13 protein-coding genes are annotated in these 15,771 nt (G+C 43.2%); 5 read left to right on the top strand and 8 right to left on the bottom strand.

Annotated elements, in window-relative coordinates; translation table 11 throughout:
- Window positions 1-79: 79 nt before the first annotated feature.
- Both moeB and moeA read right to left on the bottom strand, forming a co-directional pair.
- Window positions 80-835 (bottom strand): molybdopterin-synthase adenylyltransferase MoeB, encoded by a 756-nt coding sequence (moeB, locus tag PSI23_RS06735; protein WP_273554355.1) that lies wholly within the window; start codon window positions 833-835, stop codon window positions 80-82.
- 11 nt (window positions 836-846) lie between these two features.
- Window positions 847-2,103, bottom strand: a complete 1,257-nt coding sequence (moeA, locus tag PSI23_RS06730; protein WP_273554354.1) for a molybdopterin molybdotransferase MoeA — start codon at window positions 2,101-2,103, stop codon at window positions 847-849.
- 231 nt (window positions 2,104-2,334) lie between these two features.
- On the opposite strand from moeA, the gene PSI23_RS06725 reads away from it, so the two are divergent.
- The 3 genes from PSI23_RS06725 (at window position 2,335) to yeiB (ending at window position 5,616) form a co-directional block, all read left to right on the top strand.
- A complete protein-coding gene (locus PSI23_RS06725) occupies window positions 2,335-3,519 on the top strand; it encodes a YbfB/YjiJ family MFS transporter (RefSeq protein WP_273554353.1) in 1,185 nt (394 codons plus the stop codon).
- Window positions 3,520-3,732: 213 nt separating this feature from the next.
- The gene (folE, locus tag PSI23_RS06720) at window positions 3,733-4,401 is read left to right on the top strand and encodes a GTP cyclohydrolase I FolE (RefSeq protein WP_273554352.1); all 669 of its coding nucleotides are present in this window, start codon (window positions 3,733-3,735) and stop codon (window positions 4,399-4,401) included.
- A 45-nt stretch (window positions 4,402-4,446) separates the two neighbouring features.
- Complete coding sequence (gene yeiB / locus PSI23_RS06715) at window positions 4,447-5,616, top strand: DUF418 domain-containing protein YeiB (protein WP_273554351.1); 1,170 nt, start codon at window positions 4,447-4,449, stop codon at window positions 5,614-5,616.
- A gap of 127 nt (window positions 5,617-5,743) precedes the next feature.
- Here yeiB and sanA read toward each other — a convergent pair whose 3' ends face one another.
- The 6 genes from sanA to metG all read right to left on the bottom strand — a co-directional run bounded on the left by sanA (window position 5,744) and on the right by metG (window position 13,467).
- Window positions 5,744-6,466, bottom strand: coding sequence for an outer membrane permeability protein SanA (gene sanA, locus PSI23_RS06710; RefSeq protein WP_273554350.1), 723 nt, complete (start codon window positions 6,464-6,466; stop codon window positions 5,744-5,746).
- A gap of 631 nt (window positions 6,467-7,097) precedes the next feature.
- On the bottom strand, window positions 7,098-8,795 hold the full coding sequence (locus tag PSI23_RS06705; RefSeq protein ID WP_273554349.1) for an NAD-dependent malic enzyme: 1,698 nt from the start codon (window positions 8,793-8,795) through the stop codon (window positions 7,098-7,100).
- Between the two features lie 227 nt (window positions 8,796-9,022).
- Window positions 9,023-9,907, bottom strand: a complete 885-nt coding sequence (cdd, locus tag PSI23_RS06700) for a cytidine deaminase (RefSeq protein ID WP_273554348.1) — start codon at window positions 9,905-9,907, stop codon at window positions 9,023-9,025.
- 229 nt (window positions 9,908-10,136) lie between these two features.
- The gene (locus PSI23_RS06695) at window positions 10,137-10,832 is read right to left on the bottom strand and encodes a CidB/LrgB family autolysis modulator (protein WP_273554347.1); all 696 of its coding nucleotides are present in this window, start codon (window positions 10,830-10,832) and stop codon (window positions 10,137-10,139) included.
- On the bottom strand, window positions 10,826-11,293 hold the full coding sequence (locus PSI23_RS06690) for a CidA/LrgA family protein (protein WP_273554346.1): 468 nt from the start codon (window positions 11,291-11,293) through the stop codon (window positions 10,826-10,828). Before PSI23_RS06690 ends, PSI23_RS06695 begins: the two co-directional genes overlap by 7 nt.
- A 146-nt stretch (window positions 11,294-11,439) precedes the next feature.
- Window positions 11,440-13,467, bottom strand: coding sequence for a methionine--tRNA ligase (metG, locus tag PSI23_RS06685; RefSeq protein ID WP_273554345.1), 2,028 nt, complete (start codon window positions 13,465-13,467; stop codon window positions 11,440-11,442).
- Window positions 13,468-13,646: 179 nt separating this feature from the next.
- Here metG and apbC point away from each other — a divergent pair, with 179 nt between their 5' ends.
- Window positions 13,647-14,759 carry an iron-sulfur cluster carrier protein ApbC gene (gene apbC / locus PSI23_RS06680; RefSeq protein ID WP_273554344.1) on the top strand — a complete coding sequence of 371 codons (1,113 nt, stop codon included), beginning with the start codon at window positions 13,647-13,649 and terminating at the stop codon, window positions 14,757-14,759.
- Window positions 14,760-15,127: 368 nt separating this feature from the next.
- Window positions 15,128-15,769: a uridine kinase gene (gene udk, locus PSI23_RS06675; protein ID WP_273554343.1), complete on the top strand. Its 642-nt coding sequence runs from the start codon at window positions 15,128-15,130 to the stop codon at window positions 15,767-15,769.
- Window positions 15,770-15,771 lie beyond the last annotated feature (2 nt).

The following is a 15,771-nucleotide window of genomic DNA, read 5'->3' as shown; positions in this document are numbered from 1 at the left end:
ATGATTTTACGGGACTATACCCATCGTCTTTCAAGTTGCAGCTTTGTTGGCTGCATCTTGAAATTCATAAGGGATATGCTCAATGAATCCGACAAATCTCACATTGAGGATCTTTAGGCAATTTTATTTCCCGAAATTGCATTGTCATGGCATCGAATAGTATCACCTTACCATGACAGCTTTTTCCATATTGAGTCAGTAGCTTAATTGTTTCCATCGCCTGTAAGGAACCGATAGTTCCTACTAGCGGTGCCATTACCCCCGCCTCAACGCAAGTCAGACTGTTTTCACCAAATAAACGGCTCAGGCAGCGATAACAAGGTTCTTCCGGTTGGTAAGTAAAGACAGAAAGCTGGCCTTCCATACGAATGGCTGCACCAGAAACCAATGGTATTTTACGTCCATGACACAGATGATTGAGTTGTTCGCGGATGGCAACGTTATCTGTACAATCGAGCACAATTTCGTGTTGGTTGATTAATTCATCTAATACTGGATCATCCAATAGTTCTTCTATGGGATTGATAGTGACGTGTGGATTGATCTCCCGCAGGGTCAGTGCCGCAGAATGCACTTTTGCCATACCAATGCGCTTATCGCGGTGGAGAATTTGCCGTTGTAGATTGGAAAGGGAAACCGTATCAAAATCCAGCAGGGAAATTGTTCCAATGCCAGCCGCAGCAAGATATTGGGAAGCCGAGCAACCGAGGCCTCCCGCACCAACTATCAGCACCTTGGCAGATTTTAGTTTTTCCTGCCTGTCGAAATCAAAACCACGCAAGACAATTTGTCGGTTATAACGCAAGGTTTCTTCATCGGTCAGTTCGGTAGTCATTGTTTATTATCTTATTGATTTTTCAGTAAGTGGTTGAAAAATTCGATTTGTACTGTTTCACCCGCTGCAATGTGTCCACGTTCCCGCTCCAAGACGATAAAACAGTTACCGAGACTATAGGAACTAAAGATATGGGAACCCTGATGTCCTGTGGTTTGTACCTCTAGTTCTCCGTTTTTATTGATGGCAGCGATACCGCGTTGGAAATCCAATCTGCCGGGGGTTTTTTTCAATGGCGTTGTAGTTTTGGCTGTCAGGCGTACAGGCGATTGCCATGTGGTGAAACCCGATAGATGGGCAATCAATGGTTGCACCAATTGATAGAATGTGAGCACGGCAGAAACGGGATTGCCCGGCAAGCCGCAGAACCAAGCATTTTCCAATTTACCAAAGGCAAAAGGTTTACCGGGTTTAATGGCGAGTTTCCAAAAACTGATTTTTCCTATTTTATCTAAAATCTGTTTGGTGTAATCCGCTTCACCAACAGAAACACCACCGCTGCTGATCACTAAATCAGCTTGTTTATCTGCTTCGATAAAAGTTTGGCGCAAGGTATCAGGGGCATCGCGGATCATGCCCAAATCGATAACTTCACAGTCCAGTTTTTCCAGCATTATGCGAACAGCAAATCGGTTGGTATCGTAAATTTGCCCTGCCTGTAAGGGTTCTCCGATGGTTTGTAACTCGTCACCGGTAGAAAAAATGGCAACTTTCAGTTTGCGGACAACATCAACAGTTGTAATGCCTAGTGAAGCAACCAGCGGTAATTGTGCAGTGGAAAGCTTGGTTCCTTGTGGCAGTACTACTGCATTTTGGGTGATATCTTCCCCAATGGTACGAATGTTTTGCCCCTGTTTTACCGGATGCGAGAAGAAAACTCCCGTTTCAGTGACCTCAGTTTGCTCTTGCATTACAACGGCATCAGCGCCAGAAGGAATGGGGGCACCAGTCATAATGCGGATGCAATTGCCTGTTGGCCATTCCCCTTGAAATGGCACACCAGCCAACACTTTTCCTGCCACTGGCAAGATCTGATTTTCATTAAGATCGGCAAGACGGACGGCATAACCATCCATTGCTGAATTATCAAAAGGGGGGACGTTGATTGGGGAAATGATGTCAGTAGCAGTAATTCGACCCGTAGATTCGGTCAGGTTAATAGTTTCTGTAGTTACCAGAGGGATAGCAGTCAGGGGGACAGTTTGTGCCAGTAATTTTTCCAGTGCCTGTTTAAGTGAGATTAAGCCTGAAGTATGACAGTGATCCATAAGAAACTCCCTATATGCCGCACATTGCGGTTATCACAGATTGTGGACAAGCATTTATTTTTGAAACAATTATTTCTGCATTGAATGCATTATGGCAAAGATTGCGTTGATGGGAAATGTTGCTGGCTGTAAAGAAAAAGGGAGTTAAGAAAAGATGTATATTATATTTATGATTTGTTATAAACGCATAAAGCCTGCTAACACAACTAGTTCCATTACTATTTAATCACTATGAGAAATCAAATTGTTGCACCTCAGAGTCGTAACTATCAAGCTTTTCAGATTGCATTAAGCGGTTTTCTCGCTTTGGTTGTAGCAATGGGGATAGGACGTTTCACTTTTACCCCACAAGTTCCATTGATGATCGCAGAATCCCAACTCACATTAACAGGGGCGGGAATCGTTGCAGCATTCAATTACCTCGGTTATCTGGCAGGTTCTTATGATGCAATGCGGGCGCAGCGTTGTGTGGAATACCGCTTGTGGAGCGGATTATGGGGAGCTGTAGTTATCACTTTGCTTTCTGCATTGTTGAATGGGCCGATATTGCACAGTATTGCCCGTTTTTTTATTGGCTGGGCAAGTGGTTGGTCGTTGGTACTGGTAGCTGCATGGGCAAATGAGGAATTGGGAAGGTTGAACCGCCCGGGATTGAGTGCGGCTGTTTTTTCGGGGCCAGGAATCGGGATCTTTATCAGTGGCATACTGGCAATTGGCATCCAATCTTGGCAGATGAGCGCAGCCAGTGCATGGCTGCTATATGGCATTTTGGCGCTGTTGTTCAGTATTTACGTCAGCTGCCATCTGCCCCGCAATGGTGAATTGCATCGTCCGCAAACTGCGATCCAAGCCCTGAGCCTAACACCGGAAATCAAGCGATTGGTGTGGAGCTATAGTCTGGCTGGGTTTGGTTATATTTTGCCTGCGACATTTCTTTCTCAAATGGCGACAGAGCGTTTTCCTGATAGCTTGTTTGCTCAATTTGTCTGGCCAATATTTGGTGGCGCATCGGTCATTGGCATTATGCTGGGAATTTTTCTGCGCAATGTATCTACACCTCAAATCCGTTTGGCGTTTATGTTATGGCTTCAGGCGTTGGGCATTCTGATTGCGGAAATATTGCCAGGTATTAGTGGATTGATGATTGGTGCATTGCTGGTAGGCGGCGGATTTATGTGTGTGGTACAGCTGGCTTTGCAGTATGGTTGTGAATTGGCTCCCAATCATGCCCGTTATATGGCGGGACTGTTGACCACGGGCTATGCGCTGGGGCAATTGGTAGGGCCAATGTTATCAGCTGCTTCGACATGGTTGACAGGTAAATTGGAACCTGCTTTGTATATTGCATTTATTGGATTGCTTATTGCCGGGTTATTGGTATTTTATCGCACCAATACTCGTCGTGAATCACTCTGATCTGGGTGATTGATGATGTACAGGTATAATCGGTATAGTTGTGCGCGCATACGGTATATGCATAGAACAGGATGCGTAAAACAGTATACGTAGAACAAAATAAACAGATATTGTGTGGTGTTACATTCACTATATGTTCGTAAAATAAACTTCCCAATTGCCTGTCAATTAATAGAAAGTCAATTAACGGAAAGTATTACCTTGGAGAAACTGATGTCATCCCTAAGTACAGAAGCTGAGCTGGTGCATTCGGCACTGATTGCCCGTGGTCTTGAAACCCCATTGCGTGAACAAACTTTGGAGCCAGAGGTGCGTAAAGTGCGCATTGAGGAACACATGACAGAAATTATGAAGCTGTTAAATCTCGATCTGAGTGATGACAGTTTGGCGGATACGCCGAGCCGTATCGCAAAAATGTATGTGGATGAAATATTCTCAGGGTTGGACTATAACAATTTCCCCAAAATTACGCTGATAGAAAATAAAATGAAAGTGGATGAAATGGTAACAGTGCGTGATATTACGATGACCAGCACTTGTGAACACCATTTTGTCACTATTGATGGCAAAGCCACAGTTGCTTATATCCCTAAGGATAAAGTGATTGGTTTATCAAAAATTAATCGTATCGTCCAGTTTTTTGCGCAGCGCCCACAAGTGCAGGAGCGTTTGACACAGCAAATCCTGATTGCACTACAAACACTGCTTGGCACGAATAATGTTGCCGTTTCCATTGATGCTGTCCATTACTGTGTGAAAGCGCGCGGTATTCGCGATGCAACCAGTACCACGACAACGACTTCGCTGGGAGGGTTATTTAAAACCAGTCAGAATACACGGCAGGAATTCCTGCGAGCCGTGCGTCATCTGCATTTATCATGATGAATTTCTATTTTTATTTTTATGGAGCGTAGCTTGAATGAGGTAATGAGTAAGAGAATTGAGGCAATTGATAGTTTACGTGGTTTTGCCATTTTGGGGATATTGTTGCTGAATATTTTCTCTTTTGCCTTATTCTCTGAAGCTGGTATGAAGCCGTTTTATAAAGATTCAGTTCCATTTTCTGATGTGGCGATATGGTCTGTTTTGAACATCTTTGCTGAGGGAAAATTTCGGTTCATCTTGGCGTTGTTGTTTGGGGCATCACTTGAATTGCTTCGGCAGCATGGGCGTGATGGAAATATTTCCAGATTACTGGTTTTGGCTGTTATTGGTTTATTGCACGGAGTTTTGCTGTGGGAAGGCGATATTTTGCTGTCATATGGCATTGCTGGCTTGCTGGCATGGTATTTTATCAACACCCGTCAAAAGTTATTTGGTAAAGCGGTTATTCTCTATTTGTTCGGCGTGGTGATGCTTTACCTTTTGCTTCTGTCGCTTTTTCTGATAGGAGAAGGTAATGCAATGTTTCAGGCTCAGACTGCACCCGAAGAAATTTTTTATGAAAGCTACTGGAAAACGTATGGTGGATTATGGGCCATAGAACACCGCATTAATGAAATAGGTGGTGTGATGGTTATGGTAATTGTGCAATACGGCTGGCAAATAGCGGGTACTATGCTTTGTGGTGCAATGTTAATGCGTAACGGCTGGTTGAAAGGGGAATTTAGTCGTAGGCATTACCGCCGATTGGCATTATGCCTAATTCCTGCTGGTATGGCGATTCAATGTATTGCGTTGTCAATACGATATTTAGATCACGACAATTATTCTGTATTACCAACTATCTTCAATACCATTCCTGAATTGGCAATACCGTTGTTTGGACTGGGTTATATCGCGTTGATTTATGGATTTTGGTCTGCCATTTCGTGCTGGAGAATCACCTTTTGGCTCCGGCAGGTCGGGAGAATGGCACTGAGTAGCTATTTGTTGCAAACATTGATTTGTACCACGATTTTTTATCGCTTTGGGTTATTTGAGCAGTTTAGCCGTTTAGAGTTGATGGTATTTATTCCCTTTATTTGGGCATTGAGTATCTGGTTTGCTTGCTGGTGGTTGAAACGTTATTCTCAAGGGCCAATGGAAAAGCTCTGGCGCAGTTTAACAGCAAAATTAGCGGGTTTGGCAGGTAAGGTTATAGGTAGTAAGTCTTAAGGGAAATACTTTGCCAATAGTTCTGAATCTACTAGATTTCAAGTTGCAGTTTGGCAGGCGAACTGCAACTTGAAAGATTTAGGGCATAAAACTGATTAAACAGATCGTATTGATTTGTTATCCATTTTTATTTTTTGTGTGGCTTTCTTTCTAATTCCTGTAATTCTTCCGGTGATACCGCAGGATACCCTTGTATTCCTGTTGGTACACTATGTTGGGTAGGAATGGACTCTGGTTTGCCCAAATAGCGAGGCTCGCGTTTTAAAATATAAAGATCAGTCAAAGCACCGAGACGTGCCAATACTTCTCTGAAACGAATCATCATCATATTTTTAGGAGAGGGAACTGCATAACACTGTGCTTCTATGCCTGAATACATAGCAATAAACACAGCTCGTTCACAATGGAAACGTTGAGTAATGATAGTAAAATCGTCGGTATTGAACACTTTTTGGGTTCTGACAATCGAGTCTAATGTCCTGAAACCAGCAAAATCCATGACAATTCTGCTGGCTGGAACTCCTGCCTTGATTAAATCTGTCTTCATAGTCAGTGGCTCATTATAACTTTGTTGAGAGTTATCTCCACTCAATAGCAAATATTTAACTTTTCCACTGTTATAAGCGTTAACAGCGCCTTGGATCCGGTAGAAATAATATTGATTATATCTGCCGCCTTTATAATATTTGGATGTGCCAAGTACTATACCGACTTTTCGCTCAGGAAGTTGCCTGAGATCATCAAAAATGTAAGGAGAGGTTTTCCAGCCAATCCAACGATCAAGCATAATAGCTGTCAGAATAAGGACAGCAATGATAAAAATGAGGCCAGTAATCAAGCGCTTCAACATGATTTTTGTTTGCCTTATATGTGCTGATGAGCTAATGCCCTAAAGGCTACTTTACTTGAAATACCGAAGCAAGTTTTGAATGAATGATATCAGAACTAACTTGATTCGATTTTGGTCGCTTTCATTAATATAAATCGAATAGCTTACTGTAAAATAAATGACCAGAAATATGAATGTTATATTAATATCTGTTCAATCTTCTACAGGTCATGATTATATTAATAGTTTGATAAAGGAGAGGGTTTTAACTTTTGAAAATAAGAAATCTAAAGAAATTAAATTAAAGTTAATGACAAAAAAGGTCTTTAGAAAAATAATTTATCGCTTTACCTCACTCTTTTATTATGAAGGCTTTAAGTGAAAATACCACCGCCAATATCTGAAAATTTTTGTTAAGCATGATTGTTTATCTATTTTTTGGTACAAGCGTTAGTGTGTTATACCCAATGGATTTCAAGATACATCGCGGCGGCAAGGGAGCGAATCCCCGGGAGCATAGATAACTATGTGACCGGGGTGAGTGAGCGCAGCCAACAAAAAGGCAACTTGAAAGACGAAGGGTATATATGCGTTATTTCATTTGGGAAACTAAAGCCTGCCAAGGTTACAGGCAGGCTTATTAAGAATATTATCAGAATGAAGTGCGTTTATAGACGCGATACTCTGGTTTCCAGAAATTGCGCTCAATGGCTTCATCCAATGCATCTTCCGATGTAACAATCGCTACACCTTGAATCTGGGCTTTTTTTGCCACTTCTTTGGCTATTTTACGGGAAACATCTTGGATATCATCAATCAGCGGCAATAATGGCCCAGAGCCTGTTTGCGCCAGCGGTGAACGATCCGCCAATGCACGGCTGGCAGCCATCAACATATCATCTGTAACACGTTTAGCACCGGAAGCGATAACACCTAACCCGATCCCCGGGAAGATATAGGAGTTGTTGCATTGTGCAATGGGGTATTCCTGACCGTTATATTTTACTGGTACAAATGGGCTTCCTGTAGCAACCAGCGCTTTGCCATCCGTCCATTTGATGATGTCTTCCGGACGAGCTTCCACACGTGATGTCGGATTGGATAGAGGCATCACGACTGGACGTTCACAATGTTTATGCATTTCACGGATGATCTCTTCAGTGAACAGACCTGACTGACCAGAAACACCAATCAAAACAGTAGGCTTGGCGTTGCGAACTACGTCCATCAATGAGAGGGAATCATTGGCGACATCCCATGATTGCAGGGCAGAGCTTTTTTGTACCAACGCATTTTGGAAATCCAGTAAGTTTGGCAGCTTGTCTGTCAGGAGACCAAAGCGATCAACCATGAACACACGGGTACGAGCCTGCTCATCACTCAATCCTTCCGATTTCATTTGGGCAATGATCTGCTCTGCAATACCACAGCCAGCAGAGCCGGCACCAAGGAATGCCACGGTTTGATCCTTCAACTGACGGCCTGCGGCCCGGCTGGCTGCAATCAGGCTACCCAAGGCAACGGATGCGGTGCCTTGGATGTCATCATTGAAGCAACAAAGTTCATTGCGATAGCGGGTCAACAGCGGCATGGCGTTGTTCTGGGCAAAATCTTCAAATTGCAGCAGTACGTTAGGCCAGCGACGCTTTACGGCCTGAATAAATTCATCCACAAATTCATCGTACTCTTTGCCAGTAATGCGTGGATGGCGCCAGCCCATGTACAGTGGATCATTTAGGCGTTGTGGGTTGTTTGTCCCTACATCCAGAACCACGGGCAGGGTGTAAGCAGGGCTTATTCCGCCACAGGAGGTATACAGTGACAGTTTACCGATAGGAATACCCATGCCACCGATTCCCTGATCCCCCAGACCAAGAATGCGCTCACCATCGGTAACAACGATAACTTTGACATTCTGCTTGGTTGCATTTTGCAGCATGTCATCAATGTACGCTTTGTTTGGGTAAGAGATAAACAGACCACGGGCGCGGCGGTAAATATCAGAAAAATGTTCACACGCTTCACCAACGGTTGGCGTGTAAATAATAGGCATCATTTCGCTGAGGTGGGCGTCAAGGAGTCGGTAGAACAGTGTTTCGTTGGTGTCCTGAATATTCCTTAAATAAATGTGTTTATCAGCGTCATTTTTGAAATCGCGATATTGACGGTAGGCGCGTTCGGCCTGCTCTTCTATTGTTTCAACGGCCTGCGGCAATAAGCCATGTAAGTTGAAATTACTGCGTTCTTCTTCTGTAAAGGCACTGCCTTTATTCAACAGAGGAAATTCCAACAAGATAGGACCAGCGTAGGGAATATAGAGAGGACGTTTACTTTCGTGTTCTAGTTCCATGATGCTTACTCTTTGAACTTATCAATAACAAAATCGGCTACAGATCCTAAGAAGATAAAAAAAATAAGTACAGTAAATGTTACTTAAATATGATTATCATGAGTAAAAATGAGAGATAACATACAGAATTGGCTAATTAAATGTTATTTAGTTTTTTCATTTTATCCCTCTTGGACGATATCGAGGGAGGGATTGCCATTTTGTTAAGTCACTACTCTTTTCTTATTTTAAAATGTGTACCGTTGTATTTTTGTACAACCAAGAGCGGTTAATGTGGACTCTGTAGCATTCCATTGTGATAAATGGTTATTTTCGCCTTCCACCAAGACGGCCCGTTTGATGGATTGACAATTACCGCCAGCCATATTCATAAATATCAGCGCTGCCTGTAATGGTGGCAAGCTTGGGTTGAATGCGGCATTTTCCGCATAACGGCCAGTATAAATTTTCCCTTGTTCATCCTGTAGGGCAATCCCTGAGTGGGATTGGCTATAAGGTGCATGGCTACGGTTTGCCGCAGCCAATCCAGCTTGTACCAATTCGTCACTGATAGCCAGTTGATAGCCATGATTAACTGTATCCAGTAGCAATGGTGTATCGGTTAGATCTCCTGGGCCAAAGGCTTCTGGCAGGTAATCGGCCAGAGTTAATCGTGGACGGTTGGGGAGGTAAACTTCCAATTGTGTTCCACTATTCAGTTCATTCATAAATTGCCGGCAATGACCGCAAGGTGAATAGTTGATAGTGATGGAAACCAACTTCTTCTCACCATGTAACCAAGCATGTGTTATGGCTGATTGTTCTGCATGGACGGTTTGCTGTAATGGCACTCCAGTGAATTCCATATTGGCACCGAAATAAAGATTGCCACTTTCTCCCCGTGCAATTGCACCGACATAAAAATGGGAGATAGGAGCAAGGGAGCAGGCCGCAGAAAGTGGCAATAAGGCCAATGCCAGTGCCTGATCATCAAATTCGCTGCTCTGTTTGATTGACTCCACTTGCTCTGCTGTCAGCATAGCTGGAAAATCGTCGTTGCCAATATAAGGTAATAGGGCCTTTTGCAGTTTAGGCGTGATTTCTGACCAAATAGCGTGAAAACGAGCTTGCATAGAATGATCTCCAAATTGGTTGAAGGTCATTCTAGGACGTCTATTCAGATTTGTAATGTGATAAAGGCCATATAATTAATGAAATTTGTGTAATTAAGATATTATTTTAGTGATTTATATCAAATTTTCACTATCCTGATAAATACGCTTACCTTTTTGTTACAGTTTTACAACGAATAAAATCATCTCAAACCATTACTGTTGATCGCAATAGTCATTAATAGAATGATTAACCAAACATATGCAGCAATATCGGAAATAGAAAAGGCGCGATCAGTGAGGTAATAATGCCGCAGGTCATTAAGGCCAGTGAGCTGTACGCCCCTTCAATGTGATCCATTTCCGCACAGCGGGCTGTTCCCAACGCATGGGCAGCAGTACCCATAGCCAACCCTCGTGAAGCCTGAGTTTTTATTTTTAGCATGTTAAATAGATTGTGACCAAAGACCGCGCCAAAAATACCTACCGTAATGACACAAGCTGCGCTAATGGCAGGAATTCCACCTATGGAATCGGCCACAGCCATGGCTATTGGGGTGGTCACAGATTTAGGTAGAACAGAGGCTGCAATTTCAGGCGTTGCACCTGCCCATAATGCAATAGCTGTTCCCGTGACCATTGCGACAATACTGCCAATAAAACAAATACTAATAATTGATTTCCACTGAGCACGGATTTGATGTAGTTGTTCATACAGAGGGAAAGCTAAGGCAACAACGGCAGGTTGCAGCAAATCGTTCAATATCCGGCTGCCAGAAAAATAGTGCTTGTAAGGTGTATGGGTCATGAGCAGCAAGGGAATGATAACAGCCATTGATATCAATAACGGATTGAATATAGGCAGTTTGAGTCGCATTGCTAGTTTTTTAGCAAAGTAAAAGACAATTAAAGTTAATGGCAGTGACCACCAAATATGGCTTAACATTTTTCTTTCTCTTCCGATTCTTGTGATAATTGCTGTGATGGGGTTGTTGGTGTCGGGATGGGTTCTTGCGGTTTAGTACAAATAATGACGCGTTCACGATGAATATAGTGGGAACTGTAAGCAACGATAACCATGATAATAACGGTACTGACGATACAAGAAAGGAGAATTGGAAACATCTGTTGGCTAAGTTGTGAGTAATAATCCATGATTCCTACGCCGATGGGCAAAAAAAGCAGTGTCATGTTTTTCATCAGCAGGCTACAGCTTGGTTTCACCCAGTGTGAGGGAATAATTTGGAATGCGAGTAAACAAAACAGAAGAAGTAAGCCAATAATGCTGCCGGGGAGAGAGAAGGGAAGTAGTGCTGAAATGATATTCCCCGCGATCAGGCACAAATAGAGCAGCGCGAATGCGCGCAGATATTGCCAACCTATCATCAGCACATTTTGAAAAGACATAATCGATAATTCCTCAATATAACGAGGGTTTTATCATACGACTAACGTTGTAAATGTGCCATACATCACATTAAAAAGCGGGCTTTTTTTGAGCCCGCTTTGTTATCTGGTTGATAATATTAATATTTTTTTAAGAAATGCAATTATTATTTAACCTGCATACCAGGTTGAGCACCGCTGTCTGGGCTTAACAAGAAAATATCTTTTCCACCAGAGCCTGCTGCCATTACCATACCTTCTGAAATACCGAAGCGCATTTTGCGTGGTGTGAGGTTGGCAACCATCACCGTCAGACGATTTTCCAGCGCTTTTGGATCAGGATAGGCTGAACGAATACCGGAGAAAACTTGGCGAGTTTCACCACCGATATCAAGAGTCAGTTTCAACAGCTTATCTGAACCTTCGACAAAATCAGCCTGTTTGATCAATGCGATTCGCAGGTCAACCTTGGCAAAGTCATCAAATGCGATAGTGTCCTGAATCGGCTCATCGGCTAACGGGCCTGTCACGGTTTTTTGTGGTTCGATGCTCTCTTTTGAGTCAGCGACCATTGCTTCAACTTTAGCCATCTCAATGCGATTGAACAGTGCCTTGAATGGTGAAACATCATGGTTCAACAGAGGTTGTTGGATTCCATCCCAAGTCAGTTCAGTATTAAGGAAAGCTTCTGCACGCGCAGTCAGGCCTGGAAGAACAGGTTTCAGGTAAGTCATCAGTATGCGGAACAGGTTAATGCCCATGGAGCAGATAGCTTGCAGATCAGCGTCGCGGCCTTCTTGTTTAGCCACAACCCACGGTGCTTGCTCATCAACATAGCGGTTGGCAAGATCAGCCAGTGCCATAATTTCACGGATTGCTTTGCCGAATTCACGGTTGGTAAAGTCTTCTGCAATAACCTGTGCTGCATCGACAAACTTCTGGTACAGCGAAGGATCAGCGAGCTGATCTGCCAGTTTGCCTCCGAAGCGTTTATTGATGAAGCCCGCATTGCGTGAAGCAAGGTTAACGACTTTATTAACGATATCGCTGTTTACACGCTGAACAAAATCTTCCAGATTCAGATCGATATCATCAATACGGGAAGAGAGCTTCGCCGCGTAGTAATAACGCAGGCAGTCTGCATCAAGGTGTTTCAGATATGTCTCAGCCTTGATGAAGGTTCCACGGGACTTGGACATCTTAGTGCCGTTAACGGTGATGTAACCGTGAACAAACAAGTTAGTTGGTTTGCGGTAGTCACTACCTTCCAACATAGCCGGCCAGAACAGGCTGTGGAAATAAACGATGTCTTTGCCAATAAAATGGTAGAGGTCTGCTTTGGAATCTTTCGCCCAGAACTCATCGAAATTCAGGTCATCACGTTTATCACACAGATTTTGGAATGAACCCATATAACCAATTGGGGCATCTAGCCAGACATAGAAATATTTACCCGATTGATCTGGGATTTCAAAGCCAAAATAAGGCGAATCACGGGTGATATCCCACTGTTGCAGACCAGATTCGAACCATTCCTGCATTTTATTTGCCACTTGTTCCTGCAAGGTGCCGGAACGAGTCCATTTTTGCAGCATATCGCTGAAAACAGGAAGATCGAAGAAAAAATGCTCTGTATCTCGCATTTGTGGTGTTGCACCAGAGACAACGGAGCGAGGGTTGATTAGTTCCGTTGGGGAATAGGTCGTTCCACAGACTTCACAATTATCGCCATACTGATCTTCTGCCTTACATTTCGGGCAGGCGCCTTTGACGAAACGGTCTGGCAGGAACATTCCTTTTTCTGGATCATACAATTGAGAAATTGTCCGGTTTTTAATGTAACCGTTCTTTTTCAGTTTCAGATAAATTTTGGAGGCAAGTGCTCTGTTCTCTTCGCTATGCGTAGAGTGATAATTATCATAGCTAATGGCAAAACCGGCAAAATCCTGCTGATGCTCTAGGTTCACCTTGGCAATCATTTCTTCTGGTGAGATCCCAATTTGTTGGGCTTTCAGCATGATTGGTGTACCGTGGGCATCGTCGGCACAGACAAAGTGAACCTCTTTGCCGCGCATTCGATGATAACGAACCCAAATATCAGCCTGAATGTGTTCCAGAATATGACCGAGATGAATTGGACCGTTAGCATAAGGTAACGCACAGGTCACCAATAATTTTTTCGCGACTTGAGACATAGTTAGGATCTGACTTCCATTAAATTAAAAGGGTTTTTGATGTTACCTGATAAGGAGCATTGTCGCTAGGGTAACGCGAGATCTTCATCACTTTTACGTTGCCTTATCCGAAGCCGTGAGCTTCTGTTATGATGGCTGAACAGTTTTAGGTTGAAAAAGATAAATCAAAAGGAGCCGGGATGAACTCACAATCCCCCGAGCAGACCAATCCTGACCTGCTGAAAGCACATGTTGCGAAAATATTGGCAACTTTCAAACATCCGACATTAGAGCGAGATTTGATTGCCCTGAAAGCATTGCATCACTGCACTATACTGGATGGGATACTGCATATTGAATTAATCATGCCTTTTGTCTGGAAACGCACTTTTGAAGTATTGAAGAAAGAAATAACCCAACCGTTGCAATCCGTGACGGGAGCAAAATCCGTAGAATGGCGATTAACCCATAATATCAGCACATTGCGTCGTGCCAATAATTTGCCGGGCGTCAATGGCGTGCGCAATATTGTCGCCGTCAGTTCAGGAAAAGGCGGAGTGGGGAAATCCAGTACAGCGGTGAATCTGGCGCTGGCGCTGGCACAAGAAGGAGCGAAAGTGGGCATTCTGGATGCGGATATCTATGGCCCATCTATCCCCAACATGCTTGGTACAGCGAAAGAGCGTCCGACTTCCCCTGATGGTCAGCATATGGCGCCAATTATGGTACACAGTATAGCGACCAACTCCATCGGCTATCTTGTTACTGATGATAACGCGATGGTCTGGCGTGGTCCGATGGCAAGCAAAGCCTTGATGCAGATGCTGCAAGATACGCTGTGGCCGGATCTGGATTATCTGGTGATTGATATGCCACCGGGAACGGGGGATATTCAGTTAACGCTGTCCCAGAATATTCCGGTGACAGGTGCGTTGGTTATTACAACGCCGCAGGATATTGCCTTGATCGACGCGATGAAAGGCATCGTCATGTTCCAGAAGGTCAATGTGCCAGTATTGGGCATTATTGAGAATATGAGCACCCATATTTGCAGTAACTGCGGTCATCATGAACCGATTTTTGGTACGGGTGGGGCAGAAAAACTGGCAGAAAAATATAATTGTCAATTATTGGGGCAAATCCCGTTGCATATCTCATTGCGTGAAGATCTCGATCGTGGTGAGCCAACGGTGAGCCGTCAACCTGACAGTGAATTTGCGGATATTTATCGTGAAATTGCTGACAATATTTCTGCAAAGATGTATTGGCAGGGCGAAAAAATCCCAACTGAAATTTCCTTCCGCGCAGTTTGATTTGAGTAGTCATTTAATCATCTGTGTAACTAATATACGATAAACGCCGTTTTGATTAATGATTTTTGTGGGCGGCGTTTTCTTAGCGTTTCAAAATGTATTTTATTCACCTTAAAAAAATTATGTATAACTCCAGGGTGTAAGAGCGCACCTGTAGGATAAGGGATCACGTTCCTTACTTATAGAATATCCTCTATTTGAAGCATAAAATTGCGGAATTTTTATGCGAATCGTATCGAAAAAAACGAGACTTATCTTGTTTACTCTGGAATAGAAGTCATTAACTCCCTATAATCCGCCAAACGTGGTATTAGCGAATACCATGTTCCCACTTTATTTTTTTCTTTTTTAACCAGGTTATTTCTACTATGGCTGATGAAGCACATAAGTGTACAATCGTAGGTATTTCAGGTGCCTCTGCCTCAGGCAAAAGCCTTATCGCCAACACACTTTATAGAGAATTACGGGCTCAAGTTGGTGATCACAATATCGGTGTTATTCCAGAAGATTGCTATTATAAAGATCAAACCAATACCCCGATAGAAGAGCGTTATAAAGTTAATTATGATCATCCAAGCTCAATGGATCACAGTTTACTGTTTGAGCATCTTCAGACATTGAAAGCCGGAAAGCCCATCGAACTGCCGCAATATGACTACGTCGAGCACACCCGCAAATCTGAATCCATTCATTTTAAACCGAAAAGAGTCATTATTCTTGAAGGTATCCTACTATTAACGGATAAGCGTCTGCGTCAAGAGCTGGATTTTTCCATTTTTGTTGATACGCCACTGGATATCTGTTTGATGCGCCGCATTAAGCGTGATGTGAATGAACGCGGACGTTCATTGGATTCTGTTATGGAACAGTATAAGAAAACCGTACGTCCAATGTTCCTGCAATTTATCGAGCCATCAAAACAATATGCCGATATTATTGTTCCTCGTGGTGGGAAAAACCGTGTGGCCATTGATATCTTAAAAGCTAAGATTGGCCAATTTTACGAATAATC

The sequence above is a fragment of the Xenorhabdus yunnanensis genome (assembly GCF_028598805.1).
Taxonomy (GTDB): Bacteria; Pseudomonadota; Gammaproteobacteria; order Enterobacterales; family Enterobacteriaceae; genus Xenorhabdus; species Xenorhabdus yunnanensis.
This window is presented reverse-complemented; position numbering and strand designations above follow the sequence as displayed.

Excerpts from the sequence above, each read along its gene's own strand:
- yeiB (WP_273554351.1), top strand. The coding sequence starts at position 4,447 with ATGAGTAAGAGAATTGAGGCAATTGATAGTTTACGTGGTTTTGCCATT.
- apbC (WP_273554344.1), top strand. The coding sequence starts at position 13,647 with ATGAACTCACAATCCCCCGAGCAGACCAATCCTGACCTGCTGAAAGCA.
- sanA (WP_273554350.1), bottom strand. The coding sequence starts at position 6,466 with ATGTTGAAGCGCTTGATTACTGGCCTCATTTTTATCATTGCTGTCCTT.
- PSI23_RS06690 (WP_273554346.1), bottom strand. The coding sequence starts at position 11,293 with ATGTCTTTTCAAAATGTGCTGATGATAGGTTGGCAATATCTGCGCGCA.
- PSI23_RS06705 (WP_273554349.1), bottom strand. The coding sequence starts at position 8,795 with ATGGAACTAGAACACGAAAGTAAACGTCCTCTCTATATTCCCTACGCT.
- folE (WP_273554352.1), top strand. The coding sequence starts at position 3,733 with ATGTCATCCCTAAGTACAGAAGCTGAGCTGGTGCATTCGGCACTGATT.
- moeB (WP_273554355.1), bottom strand. The coding sequence starts at position 835 with ATGACTACCGAACTGACCGATGAAGAAACCTTGCGTTATAACCGACAA.
- metG (WP_273554345.1), bottom strand. The coding sequence starts at position 13,467 with ATGTCTCAAGTCGCGAAAAAATTATTGGTGACCTGTGCGTTACCTTAT.
- moeA (WP_273554354.1), bottom strand. The coding sequence starts at position 2,103 with ATGGATCACTGTCATACTTCAGGCTTAATCTCACTTAAACAGGCACTG.
- udk (WP_273554343.1), top strand. The coding sequence starts at position 15,128 with ATGGCTGATGAAGCACATAAGTGTACAATCGTAGGTATTTCAGGTGCC.
- PSI23_RS06695 (WP_273554347.1), bottom strand. The coding sequence starts at position 10,832 with ATGTTAAGCCATATTTGGTGGTCACTGCCATTAACTTTAATTGTCTTT.
- cdd (WP_273554348.1), bottom strand. The coding sequence starts at position 9,907 with ATGCAAGCTCGTTTTCACGCTATTTGGTCAGAAATCACGCCTAAACTG.
- PSI23_RS06725 (WP_273554353.1), top strand. The coding sequence starts at position 2,335 with ATGAGAAATCAAATTGTTGCACCTCAGAGTCGTAACTATCAAGCTTTT.